Source organism: Vibrio owensii (genome assembly GCF_002021755.1).
Classification (GTDB): domain Bacteria; phylum Pseudomonadota; class Gammaproteobacteria; order Enterobacterales; family Vibrionaceae; genus Vibrio; species Vibrio owensii.
Genome location: NZ_CP019959.1, coordinates 47,931 through 66,072, shown reverse-complemented (window position 1 = coordinate 66,072; position 18,142 = coordinate 47,931). Strand labels below are relative to the sequence as shown.

Genomic DNA, 18,142 nt, shown 5'->3' with positions numbered 1-18,142 from the left:
TAGAATCGATTAATCTAGACAAAGTGAATAGTAGATATCGCTTAAGCTAACTTCAGCACACGTACTTTTGATACTAGACCAAAAGTGGAAGTTAGGTGTTTATCAGAAAACGCTGCTGGCATCTCAGGCCCAATATCGCCGCAAACATACCAGTTTGCACCAGACTTATGTGAGTGCGCTTTCATCCATCGTAATGGGCCCTTATTTGTTAGACGTATATTCACGGGTAAATCTTGAGCCAACAATCTTGAGAGTTATTGCGCCAATATTTCTAAGCAAGTGCAACCTTCGTATCGTTATTTATATACTGGTGCGAATAGAAAAGACTAAAGGTGTCAAAGTACAAAATTTTCATCATTATTTTGTCGCACATAAAAGGACTTATTACGTTTGAGATCTAACTCGCATTCTAAATGAAAGTTTGAGGAACGAACAGAAGCAACATTAGCTAGGGTATTGCTGCCACAATTTCTGAAAAATACTCAGATAAGCCAATTCTAAACTGACGTGTTGAGTTGGCCGCATTTTTGTAAACTCGACCTTTTGAATCTAATTCCATCACACTGCAGTTAGCCCAGTGCCTAGAGCTTTTATTGAAGTTTAGTTGGCCTAATAAGTTTCCAGCAACTTTTAGGTCCTCTTTGGAAGAACGATTAGACACTAGGTAGTGTATAGTTAACCCCAAAGCTTGCCAAACCTGCGGAGACAACTGATAACCAGAGCGATGATTAGTAAAAGCCTCCCTCTGTGGTTTGAGCCACTCCCTCATAAAGGCGATAATTAGTTCGATATAACCCTCAGAAAGTACGGAAGAAATACTTTTACCTGAAGGAAGAGTTACGTCCTTTGACATCTTTCCATATTCTTGTGTCCCAACACCAGCCACAGCACCGACTATCAACTTAAATAGAATATACGGTGTTGTGATGTAACGCTCTGATACTTTTACATGCTTTGCGTCAAATTTAACACCACCATACGACTCGAGTTCCGTTTCTACAATAAACTTCTCAATAAATGGTTTTAGTGGGTAATTTTTATCAGATATAAAGCCTTTGCCATCAACTAGGTGAGGCAGGCTAATCGAAGTATCGAAAGTATGGAGCTGTTTAAATAGTTCAATAATATCGTCACTGCTCAAGCCTCGCTGTTCATCGAAAATCACTCGAACTTCAACATTCTCAACAGCTAGGCGCTGTCTAAGCTCGCTCTTTGAGTTAGCCTCTTTGACACTAAGCCTTGAACTAAATAGAAACGTTTTAAGTCCCAGAGCCTTACATATAGCAACTAGCCCCAAGATGTTACCCACAATAAAAGTATCCGTAGGGTCGTATTTTAGTAGTGAGGTGCGGCTCAAAGATTCGGTAAAGCTAGGTTTGCCCAAAACTGCAAATGTTAGCGTCAACGGGGCGCTAATCGAATGATTGAATATTGAATTCTCTAAGCTTGTTTGGATTGCTTGAACCTTATCAACATTTGTTGCATTAACCGCAGCATCAGCAACCCAACTGAGTTCAGGCAGAAGCTTACCGACCGAGAAATAGGCACCAATTTCCACCATTGGCATTGATGTAATCAGAGTTTTTAAAGTTCGCTTTTCCGATGAAAGTAATACACCACTGATTTTGTTTTCTAAAAGTTTCAAGTCTTTTCATCCATTTACCTAACTATAGCAGTCTAGAACAAATTTTAAAGTTGATCAGACGTGCATGTCGGATCAATAATGAGGGAAAGGGTTGTAAAAAATTCAGTTTTAAAATGCCCGTTTTTTTAGCCGCACTATAGAGAATTGCCACATGACAAATAAAGATACTGACAGCTTAAGAGAAATTTCGGATGAAGATTTAGAAACATCCATTGTCGATAGCTTGGTTGAAAGATATGAAGATAAAGAAAGTAATAGTTATCTAGCAAGCTCTCAACAACTGGTAAAAACGGCAACCACAGTACTCTCACAAAAACAAGTTGATGATGTTTTTAAATCCAAGGCACGGTACTACTCGGGAGTTAGAGCAGTCCAAACAACTTTGAAGCACCTAGTTATATACGTTTCTCCTCAACTCGCTCGCGATATGCTGAAGTTCTCTCAAAGAGGTGCGATAAATACGAAAAACAAAAACCGTAAGCTGAGTAAAGCTAAGGTTAAGAAGTACGCTGAGGATATGAAGAATGGTCAATGGTGCTTAACTGGGGAGCCCATCATCATTTCAAGTGACGGAGAAATACTAAATGGCCACCACCGCCTGGAAGCATCACACGAAGCTGGAGTAGGGTTTATTGCGCCTATAACCTATGGTGTAACAGACGAATTATCCTTTGCCCATATTGACGTTGGTAACATGCGCTCAAGATCGCAGGTTCTCGAAATGGCAGGGGTGAAGGTGAACGCCAACGTGTTGTCTCGTGTAGCTATGTTGTCGAAAGCATTCGAAATAACTAGTAACCCTTATGCATTCAGAGGGACTCAGGGAACCTCTTTTCAGCCAGCGGAAATATTGGCTTACGTTGAAGAAAATGAAGAACTTGCCTTGTCTGTGGACTTCGTAGCGAAAGTCGTTAAACGGCATAGACTAGAAAGCCAAGCATCGGAAGCAATATACGCGTTTGCTCATTGTTTGATAAAGCAAAAGCTTAAAGATGTATCTAATATAAATACGTTACCTCTGTCCCCGGAAGAATATCTAACCCGAATCATTTCATCGCTAGGTCTAGAATCAGAAGACGATATAGAATTCCAAGTCAGAAATTATCTTCAGTCTCTGGTCACCGAGTCCAGTTCATACTCATTACTCTGCAAGTTGTCTGCGATATTCAAAGGGTGGAACATGCATCTGGGAATTCCAGTGGTAGGAAATAAAGTAAGTGTCCGCCGAGTAGCTCGCTTTAAAAAAGACGAAGATGGGAACAAAATTCCATTGCCATCCGCGGGTAATATTAATGAGGCATTTACAGTCCCTTGTTTAAAAAAAGGAGTGACTCCAAAGAGAATTTTACAGCAAGCTAATATGAAGAATTCGAGTAAATCATATCGATAGCCAATCGGTATGTGTTCTTTCTCAACCACTTTATCTTGCCGCAAGAACTTCACTGGAGGCACATCCTAACTATATATCTAAGTGCTTGGTAATAGTGCACAAGCGTTGATTGAAGGCGAATATGAGCATTACTAGCTTTGTCATTCGCCTCATCTGAAGTTCCTCTTCCTTTGAGCCAATTCGCGAATTAGCTCATCTGCAAGCAAGTCTTCAACTTTTATGGCAGTCGAATTGTCAACATATTGAATGATATCCATGACAGCCAAAATATTGCGTTCATACAGTTTTTGGTAGCTTTTTAGTTCGCTCGCAAGACGATCTGCTTTACTTCTATAAGCTGCGCCAGTTCTCCCCTTAACCAACATTGCTTTCTCTTCAACAGTCAATTCTCGCTTACCATCTTGATGGTTATTATGCTGGCGAAGTTTATACTCATTGATGATGTCCCTACGGGAAGTCAGTGTGCTGATTCCACCCTTGATGATGCCTTTAGCCTTAAGACGTGCGTGGAGTGTAGATGGCTGAATAGGTGACTTCTCAAGCCCCTCACTAACCATGGCTTGCAGTTCTGCCTTGATATAGGCAGTAAGCTCTACCCCTTGAATTACTTTGTCATCTGCATTGCGACTGCGTGGTGTCTTAGCCATCAGTAATTTCCTTTTGTTCAGAATCTCTCTCTATGCGTTTCTGTTCAATAAAAAAAAGATCAGCAAGGGTATGCGGAGTCTTACCAACTAACATTTGTTCGTTAATTCTCGTCATAATTGAGCCTATCGGGTTGTCTGGGTTGTCCGACAGGAGATCTACCAGTTTCTTGGCTCTTTGGGCCATAATGGCATCAACTTCGAGCAGCTCTAGTACAAGAAGTGCTTCTTCTTGCTCATCTAGGGCCAAATTATAGTTAGAATCATATTCAACTAGTTTTCTAAGTACAATAATTTCATCTTGCTTGACCGCTAGGCGTCGTGACACTTCCTTAGCTTCGCCTAAGCGACCTGTAAGAGTGAAGTAGCCACATGGAAGGCCCGACTGACATTTCATTGCATGAGGGCAACCCCAGCGTGCTACATCACGTGTACAACCACCAAACGGAAGAGGGTGAAGCTTGGCATGTCGCTGCAACAATTCTTCTGCTTTTTCCATCAAGCCTTTCTGAACGAGTTTTTCGTACGCGACTTTAAGCTCAGGGAGGAACGCATCAGACATTGCACCTGCCATGTAATCAGCTACTTCAGCGCTTGTTTCACCAAAGGTTTGCATATTCTGCTTAAGGTTGTGCTCCAAGCTTAGCTTAGGGTTTAGTGCAATTGAAGTCGACGCTTTAACGTTGGCGACACCTGTGTTTTTGGTTGGTCGAACTGATTTGGCAAGAGCTGCCATTCGGCGACTAACCTCTGACTTCGGCGTTTCCTTGACTGCCGGAATAGTAAGCTTTGGTTGAAGTGGGGGGGGACCTTCAGGATCAATGAGGGATAGCTGATCATCACCTGAAAAAAACTTATTATTCTGATTGTAAGTCTTCTCAAGCATTGTTACTGCCAAAGAAGCTGTTTTATAGGACTGTGATTCAGCTTGATGCTGGTAATGCTTGTTCTGAGTAATGTCTACACGCCCCATCAAAACTGCTTGAATGTGGTCAGTCACTCCAGCGATCGCCAAAAACGTGTTTATATTATGCCTTGGTACGTGCTTTTTCAGCCTGATACGAGACCCGTCATCTTCGAATAGCTCGAAGTAATCGAAGATAGATTTACGCTTATTCGAGCCGCCTAACCAAGCATCAATGGAGCTCTCATCTAGAGGCACTATATTTTGTAACGACACAAAATCCGAGACAATGCTAAACGCTCCTTCCGGTATGATGAACATCAACTTTTCATACTCAAAATGCTCCCAGTCGCCACTGTCTTTTAACGACAATATACACTGATGTCCCTTATTGAAGTTTTTAGATTTGGCATAGCGTTGATAGACATAATCATTCAACTGTTGTTTTGAAAAATAATATTTTTTTAACTGCTTATGGACAGGAACAACGATAGGCTTGTGACCTGAGAATTTAAGCATTGATGTACATATGGACCTATGTAGAACATTTCGGCCACCTCCAGTGCCTGTAAACATGATGCCATCAAGCTCCCGACATTCTACTAACTCATTAGGAAGTTCATAAATCTTACTAGGTAAGAAGTTGGTGAAATTAACATCTCTAAAGTTTTTGAGCGTCTCACGGAATCCAGCAGTCAGTTCTTCCACCTGTTTGTATATCTTCTCAACAACAGAGTAGGAGGAGGGAGCTAGCCAATGAACTCGCCAACCAGCTTTTTTTGCACCAAGATACTCGATACCAAGCTTGTAAGTAGGCCAACCTTGGTCAATGGCGTGCTGGCGTTTCACATCATCTGTAATCTCTCTTTTTATCAACGAATCCATGTTCAGCGACATGATTTCTTGAAATCGAAAACCACAGACGATACAAAGAAGTAACATGTTATAAAAGATACGTTGATAGTTGTTCTCAGCCAAAACCATTAATTCAATAACAGCCATGAATGCACGAATAGAGATCAAACTACTATCGTTAGTCTCGTCAGGACTTAATTGATTGGCCTTCCTTTTCGCTTTTGTTTCAACAGATGTGTTGCGATATTCGTACTTATTTTCAACTTCGATATTAACGGTGAACAAGTCGTATTGACGAAGTCGCTTAATGATATTAACGGCAACATCACAATAGTCACTTACATTGGAAGGACTGCTCGAATTCACTTTGTGACGGTCCATAGCAGCATGGATAATATCAGCGGTAAGATGCATGGGGTGGGTCAGGTGTGTTGTTGTAACCATTTCCCAATACCAACGTTTCATTACTTGCAATGGTTTATCAAGTGTTGAGCCTGATGGTAATCCGCTAGATGTACAGACCAAATGCATGTGATAAGCACGCATAAAGTCTTGAAAATCCTTTGAGATTTCCATTTTATTTAAACCTTTAACGCGACTTGATACTTCATCCCACTTAAATCCGTGATCTTTAGTTTCTTTTAGCCACGCAACTCCTTTCTCTCCGAAATGCCAAGACCCAGCGTTCCAATCCAATTGTCCAACTGCATTGTATACTGCAAGGCGCTCCTCGAATTTGGCCTTAAATTTCTCCACATATGCATCAAGGTTCCTTGCTTGCTTACTTTTAAGGATAGTTACCTCAGAGTCCATTTATACAACCTCATCCTTTGCATTTATCAGTTGAATTCGAGTCAACACTTGAAGGACATGGTCTTTCCTACGAACTATTTCAGTCATTAACGGGTGGTGCACTAGACCCGCATCATCAGCAACGTCCCGAATTTCATCTATCTCATCAAAGAATGAATCGAGTACTTTCCGATGGAAACCATCAGTAAAAGGCATAAAGTACGGACACCCGTAACAACCACGACCTTGAGAGAAAGGGCAGATATTTTCTTCGTAATTGCAACCACCAATATGATGGTGTAGCTTTCCACCAATCGAGGCAGCAACGCGTCTACCTTTCCAATCTCTACTGTGGATTAAGTTTCCAGTAAACATCAAAGCCATCATGTTTTTAAAAATGGGATTGCGGCCTAGAGCCTGTTCTCGAATATCGGACGTTTCTGGAGTAGCCGCAATGTATTTGTCGGCAACGTTATAGTTTGAGTGACCTAAGATGTAAGCAATCTCTGGGGCACTCGCCCCATTCATTGCCAAAGAGTGACCTACGTTATGGCGGAACAGACTCGCGGGGTATATCGGTAGGAGGTAACCGCCATTTTTTACTGCATCTTGAATATCCTTGGTAGAGAACTTGAGAAGCATGTTCTTAATCGATTTATCTACCATCTTGATTGATGATGCTTGAGGTTGGAACAAAGCATCATTATCTCCAACACCACTTAGAAACTTATACAGAGTGACTAGTTTCCCAAGCTCTTCTGGAATGGCAACACGAACACGGTCAATAGTTAGTTTTGTTTTCTTGGCATAAGGTACTAGTAGCGAATAGCGCATCCCATGGGCATTTTCGGTATCCACAACATAATCACCGCCAGCCATTTTACCGATTTGTACAGGACGTGCCCCAGTGTAGTAGACTATGCCAGTAATAATGCAGTCCTTTAAAACATCTAGGTTGACGACTTTCTTTACCTTCTCTAAGTGCGTAGCCTTAGCTTCTTTACCATTTAGCTTCGGGCATAGATTTGATGACCATAGCTGTAGCCCATTCTCAATCATTAGGCATACTTCATCAGGGATAACAAGGTCGAGATTCTGATAACGTCCCCAGTGATTATTGCGAGGGCGGGGCACTTCCAGCAGCAAATCTTCAAGGTCAACTTTGTCTCCAGTTCTTTTAAAGAAGTTACCTCGCTCCAGTTTGCGTAAGGCATAGAGCGTGTAATAGAACTGATGATTGTCAGTGTGCTTTCGGTCAATCTTAGCGACTAGTTGATGTAGTATCGCGATTAGACTCTCTCTACTGACGTTTTCAATTTGGGAGAAGGTCAAAGCAACAAACGATGCGAATCTATCTGCAACGCTTGCCGAGTTCTCTTTGATATACTCAATAGTTAGATACTTTATGAGCGTGATTGTTTCTGGCAACAAATTGCGAAAATGCCTTCCGCTACTGAAGAGAATAGCTTTATTCTGACCAGAGAATCGGTACCTCCAATCACTAGAAGTTAGACTCAGAAACTGGTCATCAAACTCAGTGGCATTCAAGAGGAGCAGCCTTAGCGGAAGCTTCTTGATATCGGCAATCCATTGAAGCTGCTTAGAAGTGAAGAAGGAGGATGTCTGTTTCGATGTAAGTCGCTCTTGCACGGATTCATTAGTTAAATAAGTCATAAAGAAATTCTTCATCATATTTATTGTTTTCTGAATGGTTGTTAATCGATTTCACTTCGTTTTTCACAACAGAGCTTTCTGGTATGACAGCCTGCCAATCAGAGCGCCTTATTCGCCTCTTATTACTCTCATTACTTACCAGCTCAATGAAGCGTGAGGCATATTTAAGAGGAACCTTACTCTTCACTGACCAACCACCCAAAGAACGAAGCTTTTCTACTGCAGCATCCAGCTCACCATTCATCCTAGCTCGAATACCATAATCACGAGCGCTCGTTAAACTCTCTTCAAGAACTTCGTTGTAGATAAACTTCAGAGTGATATATGCCCATGTGTGTCGACCGACGTGAGGAGTTAACTTCACCATGCAATCGATATTCTCTTTACCTCCCTTGCGATAGTCGGGGTAAAGGGCAATAAAAGCAGGGTCTATAATGTCGCGGTAGATAGATCGTATTCCATCGTAAGATATAGGGTCTAAGTTGCCTCTATCTTTGATGAACATAATTCTATGATCATCAATATCTTTCTTTTCAAACAAAGGAGCACGGTATTGCTTCATATAAATCGTCAATATGATGAAGTCGTCATCAGTTAACTCAATCTGTCGATAAGAGTGTACTGTCTTGATAGAAGGCGGGATTCTCCTTGGATCTACAATATCATCTGGTAGGTTCTGTATAATTAGGATGAATCGAGTATTACCACGAGCATCTGGTAAGGTCTCTCCAACGGAGTCTAGTGAAATCAATAGTAATTCACCGACACGAATACCGTAGTTGTACATTAGTCTGTGCATAAGGTAATTCCGAAATTGAAGAAATGCCCGCGTAAACGGGTTCTGTGGGTTAAGCACTTTTTGGATATACTCTCCAGTTTCCTCATCAAAAAAAGCCGGGATGGATGGAATTAACATATTGTTCAGTTCGATATTCTGTTGCTCCGTAACACTCTTGTATCTATTTGCAGGTTCGCTTTTTGATATCTCTATACTATTGAATCTCTTCACTATTTGAGCAAGATCTTCTCGATTTGCTGTATTGATCTCGTGGGCTTCTACTGGAGACATATTTTGGTATCTCAAGTTCATATATCGAAAGTTAAGATATCGAAAAAAATTGCCTACATGCCTTATGTGACTGCTGTAGGTGACCTTATTTGCTTTAGTAAGGTGTGGGACCTCAAACGTAATCGTGTCTTGATTATCATTAAGCTGTTGCTCAGCAAGTAAGTAATTGAAAAAACCATCAAAGTCATGGATAAAAGTCGAGATGTTGTAATTGCTCTGATAGAAGTCGTAATCGAAGGTGCGCTTGTATTTTTTGAAGTAATAAACGTAGAAAAACCGCAACGAAACAAGGGTATTTTTCTGAGTACCAAAACTTTTCTTGCTAAGCTCGTTTCTTGCGTAGATAGACACGAACATTGATGGCAGAGTCGTCACCTTATCGACCATTACATACGATAGCTGTCTGTTTCGTGAGATATGTAAATTTGAGTAGGTCATAAAAATTGCGGATACCCTAAAAATGTAGTTTTAGATATTGTTTATGTGAACACTAGCTCAACCTCGTTACTCATGAAAAATATAGAAAGATAACTTTAGCCAGAGATTCTATGGTTATATAAACCGCAAATAGCCAATTTGGCAAATATGACACTATTAAATCACCGATATCTAGATGTATATGTGGCATTATAGCAATGGTATGTGACAGCGTAATAAATTAATGTACTCAGTTACGTTGATTTTTTTAACTCAAATAACGTATATGTCTAAATAAAATATGATTAATAGTTTTTGATCGTTATTTTGGATATTTTTGCTGTTCAATCAGGCAAGCGTCAAAAAGTAGATCGTATGAATCATAGTGGTGGGATAGCTCTGGTAGATACAGCAAGTTTTAAACGCTACCAAATTCGTTCGCTGTATGTTGGCTTTTATCATCTTCCAATAAGCTACAGATAAGGCAATAGATATCTCGGATGGCTCAGTATTTACAGGTTGTTTGTTTACAAAAAGTAACGCTAAAAAGCTGGGGTGATATGAACGCGCAGAAAAAGAGAGGTAACGGAGGAGCGCTTAGAGAGGATGTTTGCCGCATCATGATAATGCCAAAATATTGTTGTAAAAGAATGCTCAGCATTCGCAATACAACAATATTTATGGATATTAGCTATTTTATGGTAAATCAGAATACTGTTAAATTCTCGAACTATGAACTTAAGAAAAAGACATAACGATTACTTATGAAGTTATCGTAAACTCATCACTATAAATTGGCAGGCACTTAATGTGGTAGGTAAGTCCTTGATTTGGCGTAACTCATGAACCTAATAAGAACCCCAACATATTTAACATAACACATATAATGCGCACTGTAATAATGATTCTGACGGACTCGAAATCACCATAGCCAAACCTCCACAAGCCATTGAAATTCCTGTTAATCCAAGCCCGTTATACTTTTTTGCTATGCCTTCCCATACTGCTTTTATCTGTGGGTTCTCGTTGCGACCAGCGTGACAACTAACAGCTCTGTTTCTGTTTTGTGTTTCACTAAATCTAATTTACCAATTGTTCTAGTTCTTCGTTATTTGTTGTTATGCTGACCTTGCACTAGTTTGTTTTGCCAACTTATTCTCTATCTGTTCTTTTGGTAGTTATTGGTTTTCATCGGTGATGTTTGAAGACGCACTTTAATTTTCACGTCCTATGTTGTGTCACTCACGTCAGTAAAAAATTTCAAGATTCTGGAAACACTTTGGGAATCCATCGCCTTAGAAACATGCTTTCAAGATTAGATAAGTAGCTCCGTCATAATTTTAAAACTTGGCGGCAGTTCTTCTAACATTGCTTACTTCTTTAAGTGACATTGTCACTAAGGGGTTGGTCATTTTTTAAAAACCAACGAACTCGGATTTATCATTGTGGGTTTCTCTTTTTGAGGCAATAAAAAAGCGACCAAACGTGGTCGCCTTAAATATATATGTGACGTCGTAACTCTTTTACATCAAAAGAGTCATCTTTCCAGGGGCGCTCATTCTAATGGATGATAACGCTTCTCCAGATATTTGAACGTTAGCAAACCAAAATGGTTTGTGCTTTTCCGCAAACACTTCACTTCTTGATAAGTTATCGTAGATTGCATATGCCCTAGCCTGTGCCAAAGCTGCACCATAAATGCTGCGTTCTAAGACAGGTTTATTTTCTATGTCCTCTAGAATCGCGACTTTAATGTGTTCTACATTTTTCGGCCAGTTGAAGCTTTCCACAAGTCGTTTCGTCACCAGCGCTTCCATATCGACAATGACTTTAGGCAAGAACGCTGAATTGGGTCGGACATCAGCACACGCGTAGTACTCATCTTTCCTGTTAGTCTTTCTGTAATTCAGCATGACTTCAATGAGTGCATCTTCAAACGTGTCGGTGAAATGATTAATGAGCACGATACTGCCGAGACTTCGAAGCGTTCCGATTAAAACTCCGCAATCGGGGTCAGGAACATCAGTTTCATTCAATCGCATCTCGGTGATGTTAGCGGTTAAAACCAATTGTTGCCAAAACTTCGGAGTAAGAACCTTAGTATTATTGTCTGACCATCTCATCATTGGACGCGCCATTAAAACTGGGAATAACTTGCGGCAATTCTCAACTCCTATGCGACCGATCGCAATTCGAACATCTGAGTTGTTCTTTGCCGCGCTGCCTCGTTCACGTAGCCTCGAGTTTTCAATGAGATCAGCGATTGCTGAACTTAACTGATGACTGCTGTTGGCTAAATCAGTCAGTTTTTGCAGGCTCAGAGATGGCGTATAGGCAAATGATGCGAATTGTTCGAATGTTTGTAGATTGCTAGATAACTTATTAATAGGTAGAGCTTCTAGCTTTTTCACTAACATTCGCTCGGCAACTTTAGATACGTCATTGATCACTGTTTGCAGTGTTTTCTGTCTATCTTCAACAACCTGCCGCTTTTCTTTTACTCTCTCTTGTTCACACATGAGAAGTATTCTTTGGTTACGTGTAACTCGGTCTTCCTCACTGAAGATGACGTCATCGCAATAGCGTCCTTGTAAACTGAGAAGTTTGTCCACCTGTGACTGGTCCACTTGGTGGTTCATGCTTGCTAGCCATTTTGCATGCCTAAGCTCTACTTCTTGTGATACTTTGGCCGCGATGTCCATTGCTTCTTGTGTGTAATTTTTTTGTGTGAGCAACAAACTAATATTCCTAACGTTGTTTATTTTCCTGTCGGCAAGTTTATATATAAAGCCACATGCAGTAAACGAAATGTGATATTAATTCCAGTTATAAATAATTCGAACTTATCGAAATGTAATTAGTAAATACTAATTCCCCGTTGTTATGTGTAGTCGTATGTACTTTTCAGAGAATTTATAGCGATAACGTTTTCCAATTTTCACATTTGACTTAGCGAACTGGCATACGCGTTTATCGCCACTTCCGTTTACTTTTTTGATCTTGGCGCTCTTGCCTTTGTGCTCCATTTCAATCATCAAGTCACAATAACCGTAGTAACCATCAAACTTTCTGTTGGCTTTCTTTTGAAGTTCTATTTTGATTTTGCTCGCTACGGGATTGGTCTGTGAGTCGTCAGCTTTAGCAACAGAGTTACTAAATAACACAAGCAAAAACGTGACAGTGTATCGCATAGAGTCCCCCTTTTTTGTTCGTCAAAACTAAAACTCTAACTCACTGACTTAGTTACTATAAAAACGGGGCGCAATTAATGCGCCCCGTTTAACATGAACAAGTAACTGATAGTATGCTTAAGCTCGTTTTTTGCCTTTAGTCGACTTAAAACCTTGGTGAGGGAATACGTTTCTAATACGCTGTTGGACTTTCTTAGGGACCTCTTTAGAGAAAGTTAGACGCATACCAGTACGTTGATTGTAGACTTTCATCTCACCATCAAAGGGGTCATGCTCAGCGATGTCTTGCAGGTTGTGTTTAAAAGAAGGTGGAATATGACCTTTCACGTTAGATATGTGCCCTTTCTCGAATTTTACCTTTAAGACGGGTCTATCTACAGCAATAAGCCAAAAAATGACAACAGCAGCAATCAATATTACATAAAGCATTTGATACTCCTTAGCTGGACAACAATTTACTCAAATCTTCTTTCAAAGATGATACCTTCATACTTGCTTTCTCACTTCGTGAAGCTTCTGATAAAAGGTATTCGATGGCGTCTGATAATGTACACCCTAACTCATTGGCTCGGTTTGAGAGCTTTTCCCACACTCGGTAATCAAGATCAATTGATTTCTTTTTCGTGTGTACTTGCTCAGCATTAAAGTGACGTTTACGCTTCGCACGAATTGCTTGTTTGAGCTTATTATCAAGCTCTTCTGACATGTGATTTTCTATCCACGTTAAAACTTGTGTTGGCTCATGCTCTAATTTTCGTAGTTCGGCAATAGCAGCATCAGCTTCACTCGTATCAATGTATCGAGTGATGGCTTCACCATCTTTCCATTTTTTGATGAGGTACTTCCATTTCCAACCACATTCTAAATTCTCAAGCTGCTGATATTTCATCCTTCCGACCCTTAATGCGCATATGGTGACAGCGTAACCCAGATGCGCAAATTCAGCAATTAAAACTCATAAAAGTATCGATGTTGATCACTCATTTGTCGAAGGTTTAATCAACTGAATTTGCAGAATTTTTGGATAGGTCAAATTGTTACTAGGGAGTTGATCATCGTTTCGCTATAATGCGCACAAGACTAAATTACGATGAATTTGAATGAACCAAGTTAACTGGCAAGATGTCACCCCCTCTTTTGAGCAGTACGAAGAAATTCTGAGCAACGCTCCTTCACTCCCGCTAAAGTCATTTATTGATTTACAACCAAGACTGGAAGCGACTATCCGTCGATTCGTCAATGTGAGAGGCCTAACTCGCATACTACTAGTTAACTGCACGGATAACTCGGTTTATCGCGGATTTATCCGTGACGCTTTGCAAACGACGACAGCTACTCCTGTCGTTATTACAGAATCGTTGGACGCAAAAGAGCTGTTCGATCGTTATAGCGTCAATCTAGATGGGCAAACAACATTTGAATCAGGTTTAATCGCCAAAGCACATGGTGGTTACCTTATTGTTCCAGCAAACTTAGTTTTGGCGAATGCTGCTCGATGGCCAAGTATTAAAGCAGCCATTCAAGGTGGAAGCTTTGCACCGGCCAATTTGACACCTAATCGTATCGCGTCTTCGCCGCTTGGCAGCCAAGAGTACGATGTAAAGCTTGTTATAACGGGGGATCGCAATCAATTAGCGGAAATTGAGTACATTGACGAAGACTTCTCGGCTGGTATTACCATGTATACCGAAGTTGAAGAAGATATCCATCTTTCCGAAGAAAGCCTGTGTAGTTACATCGGTCTAGTGAATTGGGTATGTCAACGCTATCAATACCCAACGTTGAGCTCTCAAGCGTTTAGAAGACTTATTCTCGCTGGTATGCGTTACACCGAAGATCAACACTATTTACCACTTGGAGTAATGTGGCACAGCCAACTGCTGGCTCTTGCTAGTCAGTATTCAAATGCTTCTGTGATCGAATTCGATGATATTGATAAGGCAATTGATGACAAATATTATCGTGAATCGTACCTACCACAACGCGCAGTAGACGATATCCTTGATGGACAAGTGATCATCGAAACGACTGGCGAACAAGTCGGTCAAATTAATGGCCTCACTGTCATTGATATGGCTGGACACCCTGTCTCTTATGGTGAGCCTGCACGTATTTCCTGTGTTATTCACTTCGGTGATGGTGATATTTCAGATGTTGAGCGTAAAGCAGAGCTTGGTGGCAACCTGCATGCTAAGGGCATGATGATTATGCAAGCGTTTGTGAGTTCTGCTCTGAACCTAGATGAACCTCTGCCTTACTCTGCATCGATCGTATTCGAACAATCATACAGTGAAGTCGACGGAGACAGTGCCTCGTTAGCAGAGCTTTGTTGTTTGGTGAGTGCCCTATCTGAATCTCCGGTCAACCAGCAGATCGCTGTTACTGGCGCGGTAGACCAATTTGGTCGCGTACAGGCCGTTGGCGGTTTGAACGAGAAGATTGAAGGCTTTTACCAAGTATGTAAACACCAAGGCTTTACAGGTGAGCAAGGCGTAATTATGCCTAAATCCAACCTAAAACATCTCGCTTTACATAAAGATGTCATAAGTAGCATTAAAAATGGTGAGTTCCATATTTGGTCAGTTTCTACTGTTGATGAGGCGATTCCTATTCTGATGTCTAAACCGTTCCGTGGTGAAGACGATAGCATCATCGGTAAAATTGCTGAACGTATTGAAAACTTTGAAAGACATGAGCATCCAGTCGGAATTGTGGAGCGCATCAAAAACTGGTTTGTCTAGTACTGATCGGAGTTGTTTAGCGTACACGTGTTCACTAAGATGCAGCTATCAAAAATTGGAGTAATTGATAATGCAAAACAAACGTGATTCTTACAACCGTGACGATCTTCTAGCTTCTAGCCAAGGTGAACTATGGCCGCAAGGCCCTCAGCTACCAGCACCAAACATGTTGATGATGGACCGCATCACAAAAATGTCTGAGACTGAAGGTGATTTCGGTAAAGGTTTGATCCTAGCAGAATTGGACATTACTCCAGACCTTTGGTTCTTCGACTGTCATTTCCCTGGCGACCCAGTAATGCCTGGCTGTCTTGGCCTTGATGCAATGTGGCAGCTTGTTGGTTTCTTCCTAGGCTGGGTCGGCGGTAAAGGCAAAGGCCGTGCTCTTGGGGTTGGCGAAGTGAAATTTACTGGTCAGATCCTACCAACAGCGAAAAAAGTGACATATGAGATCCACATGAAGCGTGTTGTTAACCGTAAATTAGTAATGGGTCTAGCTGATGGTCGTGTCTGTGTAGATGGCAAAGAAATCTACGTAGCAAAAGATCTGAAAGTAGGCTTGTTCCAAGACACTTCAAGCTTCTAGTCTCCTACTCTGAATTATTTAAGAAGGCTCCTTTAAGGGGCCTTTTCTTTATCTTTATCTTTATCTTTATCTAGATACCTATACTCCTATCTACCAAACGCAGAAAAGGCTCTTAACGAGCCCTTTCAAATCCTTATGTTTGTATGTGGAGAGTTATTTGTAGAGACCAGATTGTTTTTCATCTCTGGCGTCACGCCAACCACCTAACCAATACGACCGAGCGTCAATTTGCTGATATGGGCAAGCCTCTTGAGACCTTCCATTCAACCCAGCTTTATAGCCTTGAGATTGAGCTCGTTCTAGGCGATCACGCTTTTGTCTCTTCATAGTTAATTCCTCATACAGGTCCATTTACAAACGTACTACTGTTACTGTGAAACTTTGATGGAGTTTTTATGACTCCACTTATAAGAATCGATCAAATTGCGCGTTTTCTCAAGGCATAAAAAAAGCAGAGGTTCATTTCTGTGAGCCTCTGCTTGATTTAAAAATTACTGACTATTTTCTACGGAACCCGAATAAGCCAAGCATGGTCAAAGCCAACCAACCAAGGCCAGCACCTTCGCGCTCAGAAGCCTCGTCTTCAATACTTCTCTGTTGGATATCTGCCGAAGTAGCACCGGCAATAGGCATCAACTTAACAGCAACGATCTTTTCAGTACCATCACAAGACGCGTTATGGTCGGTACTCTTATATCCACCTTCACACTTCATTGCGGTTGCTGAGATAACGCCAGCGTCGTTAATGTCTGTTGCATTAATTATGCGGAACGCGTTGTTGTCTGCAGAGAAATCTCCACCGTTTGTCAGGTTATCCAAGAACCATGGTTTACCTTCGAACAAATCTGATGCTCGAGCGCTAACAGGGTCACCTGTCTTCGTGTACGGATAAATAAATCCGCGTTTACGACGAGGCTTACCTTCATCTTCACGAGTGGTTTCTGCATCTAATTGGCCAACAATCTCATTGTATGAGTTGATAGCGCCCATTTGACCACCTGCACCACTAAAGAAGATTTCAGTGGTAGGAAAAACTGCGGCAACAGAATCTGTCCTTACGTCTTCGACAACAAAAAGACGATTTGGCGCAGAACCTGTTGGCATCAAATAAGCACCTGAACGTTTAGCTTCACCAATAGCGACAAAGTTCGAGTTCACATCGGTCAAACGTGAATTTGAGTGTACTGTATCGCCATCAATACGCTGTTGAGCACCGCTAACTACTTTGTTTGTCCACTCTACACCCGTTATTTCACCTGGCGTTGCCAACTGACCTACAAATACAGTCGCATTCATGTAGTTGTCATCAGAGTAAGTGTTGTAACCGACACCGTATACAGTACTTCCATCTTCGATAACACCACGCATACTACCCTGAGCGAGGCGCTCGCCATCTTTGGCTGTGTTACTAGGCCAATCAACCTGACTTACTGTTCCAGTTGCATCCCAAATTGCCGCCTTAGAGGTATGGTGTGTACCATTATCATTGTTTGCTTGTTCTGAGATGCTTCCCACTGTAAATGTGCCGTCAGTGCGCCATGCTCGGCTCGCTACAACAGTTGCGTCTTCGTCACTCGGAATAATCGTAGGGATCACTGGTGCAACAACAGTATTTCGTGTTTCCAGTTCAGAAGAATCCGACTCGCTTACCACACTCTGGTTACCAACTGGTTTACCTTCAGCAGTAAGGCTGTTGATAACATTGTTGTACTTGTTTTCGTAAGCACTGTCATCACCCTCAACAAACGCTAGTGCGTTTGTTGTAAAGTCTTTGCCTAACTCTTTGCTCCATGGTTGCCAATGCACAGAGGCCCAGGATTCGCACGTTGAGTAACGACGTTCATTGTAGCAATAGCGCTCAAAGTCATCGTATTCTTGTACATAATAAAAACCTGAGTCCATTGCAAACGGAACTTCTTCGCGATAACTAACTCCATCTACCATCTCACCTGCAGAGATTGGTGTTGTACGAGTTTCCATCGCAAGTTTAAACTGTTCCGGCGTACAACCAGCTGCGGAATCAAAACAACCATGGACAAACGGTGAACCAGTGCTTACATCCTGAACATCACCTTGCTGAATCGCAACGCCATAAGCGGTCTCGTAATTAACGATATCACCGTTTGACTCCGGTTCTACTTCAATAACTTGATACAATGCTGCATTAGCATTCATTGCTGTACCAACCATCATCGCGACGGCGGTTAATTTGAATTTGTTACTACAATTCATTG

At 41.3% G+C, this 18,142-nt stretch carries 16 protein-coding genes and 1 pseudogene; 4 read left to right on the top strand and 13 right to left on the bottom strand.

Annotated elements, in window-relative coordinates:
• Positions 1–41 precede the first annotated feature (41 nt).
• Together A9237_RS26910 and A9237_RS00245 are read right to left on the bottom strand one after the other, a co-directional pair.
• Complete coding sequence (locus A9237_RS26910; RefSeq protein WP_217349275.1) at positions 42–224, bottom strand: hypothetical protein; 183 nt, start codon at positions 222–224, stop codon at positions 42–44.
• A gap of 224 nt (positions 225–448) precedes the next feature.
• The gene (locus A9237_RS00245; protein WP_078607040.1) at positions 449–1,645 is read right to left on the bottom strand and encodes a hypothetical protein; all 1,197 of its coding nucleotides are present in this window, start codon (positions 1,643–1,645) and stop codon (positions 449–451) included.
• A gap of 151 nt (positions 1,646–1,796) precedes the next feature.
• On the opposite strand from A9237_RS00245, the gene A9237_RS00240 reads away from it, so the two are divergent.
• Positions 1,797–3,035, top strand: a complete 1,239-nt coding sequence (locus A9237_RS00240; RefSeq protein ID WP_078607038.1) for a ParB N-terminal domain-containing protein — start codon at positions 1,797–1,799, stop codon at positions 3,033–3,035.
• 149 nt (positions 3,036–3,184) lie between these two features.
• Here the strand turns inward: A9237_RS00240 and A9237_RS00235 are convergent, their stop codons facing one another.
• The 4 genes from A9237_RS00235 to A9237_RS00220 are packed head-to-tail and all read right to left on the bottom strand — an operon-like array spanning position 3,185 to position 8,973.
• Complete coding sequence (locus A9237_RS00235; RefSeq protein ID WP_078607035.1) at positions 3,185–3,682, bottom strand: hypothetical protein; 498 nt, start codon at positions 3,680–3,682, stop codon at positions 3,185–3,187.
• Complete coding sequence (locus A9237_RS00230; RefSeq protein ID WP_078607033.1) at positions 3,675–6,251, bottom strand: hypothetical protein; 2,577 nt, start codon at positions 6,249–6,251, stop codon at positions 3,675–3,677. Before A9237_RS00230 ends, A9237_RS00235 begins: the two co-directional genes overlap by 8 nt.
• Positions 6,252–7,904: a site-specific integrase gene (locus tag A9237_RS00225; RefSeq protein WP_237358416.1), complete on the bottom strand. Its 1,653-nt coding sequence runs from the start codon at positions 7,902–7,904 to the stop codon at positions 6,252–6,254.
• Positions 7,888–8,973, bottom strand: a complete 1,086-nt coding sequence (locus A9237_RS00220; protein ID WP_237358414.1) for a site-specific integrase — start codon at positions 8,971–8,973, stop codon at positions 7,888–7,890. Before A9237_RS00220 ends, A9237_RS00225 begins: the two co-directional genes overlap by 17 nt.
• Positions 8,974–9,890: 917 nt before the next feature.
• On the opposite strand from A9237_RS00220, the gene A9237_RS00215 reads away from it, so the two are divergent.
• The gene (locus A9237_RS00215; RefSeq protein ID WP_078607026.1) at positions 9,891–10,145 is read left to right on the top strand and encodes a hypothetical protein; all 255 of its coding nucleotides are present in this window, start codon (positions 9,891–9,893) and stop codon (positions 10,143–10,145) included.
• A 114-nt stretch (positions 10,146–10,259) separates the two neighbouring features.
• Here the strand turns inward: A9237_RS00215 and A9237_RS00210 are convergent.
• The 5 genes and pseudogenes from A9237_RS00210 to matP all read right to left on the bottom strand — a co-directional run.
• Positions 10,260–10,439, bottom strand: a pseudogene (locus A9237_RS00210) (DUF3693 domain-containing protein); the annotation flags it as partial.
• Between the two features lie 474 nt (positions 10,440–10,913).
• Positions 10,914–12,128, bottom strand: coding sequence for an HDOD domain-containing protein (locus tag A9237_RS00205; RefSeq protein WP_078607022.1), 1,215 nt, complete (start codon positions 12,126–12,128; stop codon positions 10,914–10,916).
• A gap of 129 nt (positions 12,129–12,257) precedes the next feature.
• Positions 12,258–12,581, bottom strand: a complete 324-nt coding sequence (locus A9237_RS00200) for a hypothetical protein (protein WP_078607020.1) — start codon at positions 12,579–12,581, stop codon at positions 12,258–12,260.
• Between the two features lie 117 nt (positions 12,582–12,698).
• Positions 12,699–13,010 (bottom strand): DUF3634 family protein, encoded by a 312-nt coding sequence (locus A9237_RS00195; protein ID WP_009706121.1) that lies wholly within the window; start codon positions 13,008–13,010, stop codon positions 12,699–12,701.
• Positions 13,011–13,020: 10 nt separating this feature from the next.
• The gene (gene matP / locus A9237_RS00190) at positions 13,021–13,470 is read right to left on the bottom strand and encodes a macrodomain Ter protein MatP (protein WP_005440054.1); all 450 of its coding nucleotides are present in this window, start codon (positions 13,468–13,470) and stop codon (positions 13,021–13,023) included.
• A 211-nt stretch (positions 13,471–13,681) separates the two neighbouring features.
• Between matP and A9237_RS00185 the strand changes: the two genes are divergently transcribed.
• Both A9237_RS00185 and fabA read left to right on the top strand, forming a co-directional pair.
• Positions 13,682–15,322, top strand: a complete 1,641-nt coding sequence (locus A9237_RS00185) for a S16 family serine protease (protein WP_078607018.1) — start codon at positions 13,682–13,684, stop codon at positions 15,320–15,322.
• Positions 15,323–15,392: 70 nt separating this feature from the next.
• Positions 15,393–15,908: a bifunctional 3-hydroxydecanoyl-ACP dehydratase/trans-2-decenoyl-ACP isomerase gene (gene fabA, locus A9237_RS00180; RefSeq protein WP_005440057.1), complete on the top strand. Its 516-nt coding sequence runs from the start codon at positions 15,393–15,395 to the stop codon at positions 15,906–15,908.
• A 153-nt stretch (positions 15,909–16,061) separates the two neighbouring features.
• On the opposite strand, the gene rmf is transcribed toward fabA, so the two are convergent.
• Together rmf and A9237_RS00170 are read right to left on the bottom strand one after the other, a co-directional pair.
• Positions 16,062–16,235 (bottom strand): ribosome modulation factor, encoded by a 174-nt coding sequence (gene rmf, locus A9237_RS00175; protein WP_005532367.1) that lies wholly within the window; start codon positions 16,233–16,235, stop codon positions 16,062–16,064.
• Between the two features lie 171 nt (positions 16,236–16,406).
• Complete coding sequence (locus tag A9237_RS00170; protein ID WP_078607016.1) at positions 16,407–18,140, bottom strand: DUF3466 family protein; 1,734 nt, start codon at positions 18,138–18,140, stop codon at positions 16,407–16,409.
• Positions 18,141–18,142: the final 2 nt, after the last annotated feature.

Excerpts from the sequence above, each read along its gene's own strand:
- A9237_RS00240 (WP_078607038.1), top strand. The coding sequence starts at position 1,797 with ATGACAAATAAAGATACTGACAGCTTAAGAGAAATTTCGGATGAAGAT.
- A9237_RS00235 (WP_078607035.1), bottom strand. The coding sequence starts at position 3,682 with ATGGCTAAGACACCACGCAGTCGCAATGCAGATGACAAAGTAATTCAA.
- A9237_RS00230 (WP_078607033.1), bottom strand. The coding sequence starts at position 6,251 with ATGGACTCTGAGGTAACTATCCTTAAAAGTAAGCAAGCAAGGAACCTT.
- A9237_RS00225 (WP_237358416.1), bottom strand. The coding sequence starts at position 7,904 with ATGACTTATTTAACTAATGAATCCGTGCAAGAGCGACTTACATCGAAA.
- A9237_RS00220 (WP_237358414.1), bottom strand. The coding sequence starts at position 8,973 with ATGTCTCCAGTAGAAGCCCACGAGATCAATACAGCAAATCGAGAAGAT.
- A9237_RS00215 (WP_078607026.1), top strand. The coding sequence starts at position 9,891 with ATGGCTCAGTATTTACAGGTTGTTTGTTTACAAAAAGTAACGCTAAAA.
- A9237_RS00200 (WP_078607020.1), bottom strand. The coding sequence starts at position 12,581 with ATGCGATACACTGTCACGTTTTTGCTTGTGTTATTTAGTAACTCTGTT.
- A9237_RS00195 (WP_009706121.1), bottom strand. The coding sequence starts at position 13,010 with ATGCTTTATGTAATATTGATTGCTGCTGTTGTCATTTTTTGGCTTATT.
- matP (WP_005440054.1), bottom strand. The coding sequence starts at position 13,470 with ATGAAATATCAGCAGCTTGAGAATTTAGAATGTGGTTGGAAATGGAAG.
- A9237_RS00185 (WP_078607018.1), top strand. The coding sequence starts at position 13,682 with ATGAACCAAGTTAACTGGCAAGATGTCACCCCCTCTTTTGAGCAGTAC.
- fabA (WP_005440057.1), top strand. The coding sequence starts at position 15,393 with ATGCAAAACAAACGTGATTCTTACAACCGTGACGATCTTCTAGCTTCT.
- rmf (WP_005532367.1), bottom strand. The coding sequence starts at position 16,235 with ATGAAGAGACAAAAGCGTGATCGCCTAGAACGAGCTCAATCTCAAGGC.
- A9237_RS00170 (WP_078607016.1), bottom strand. The coding sequence starts at position 18,140 with ATGAATTGTAGTAACAAATTCAAATTAACCGCCGTCGCGATGATGGTT.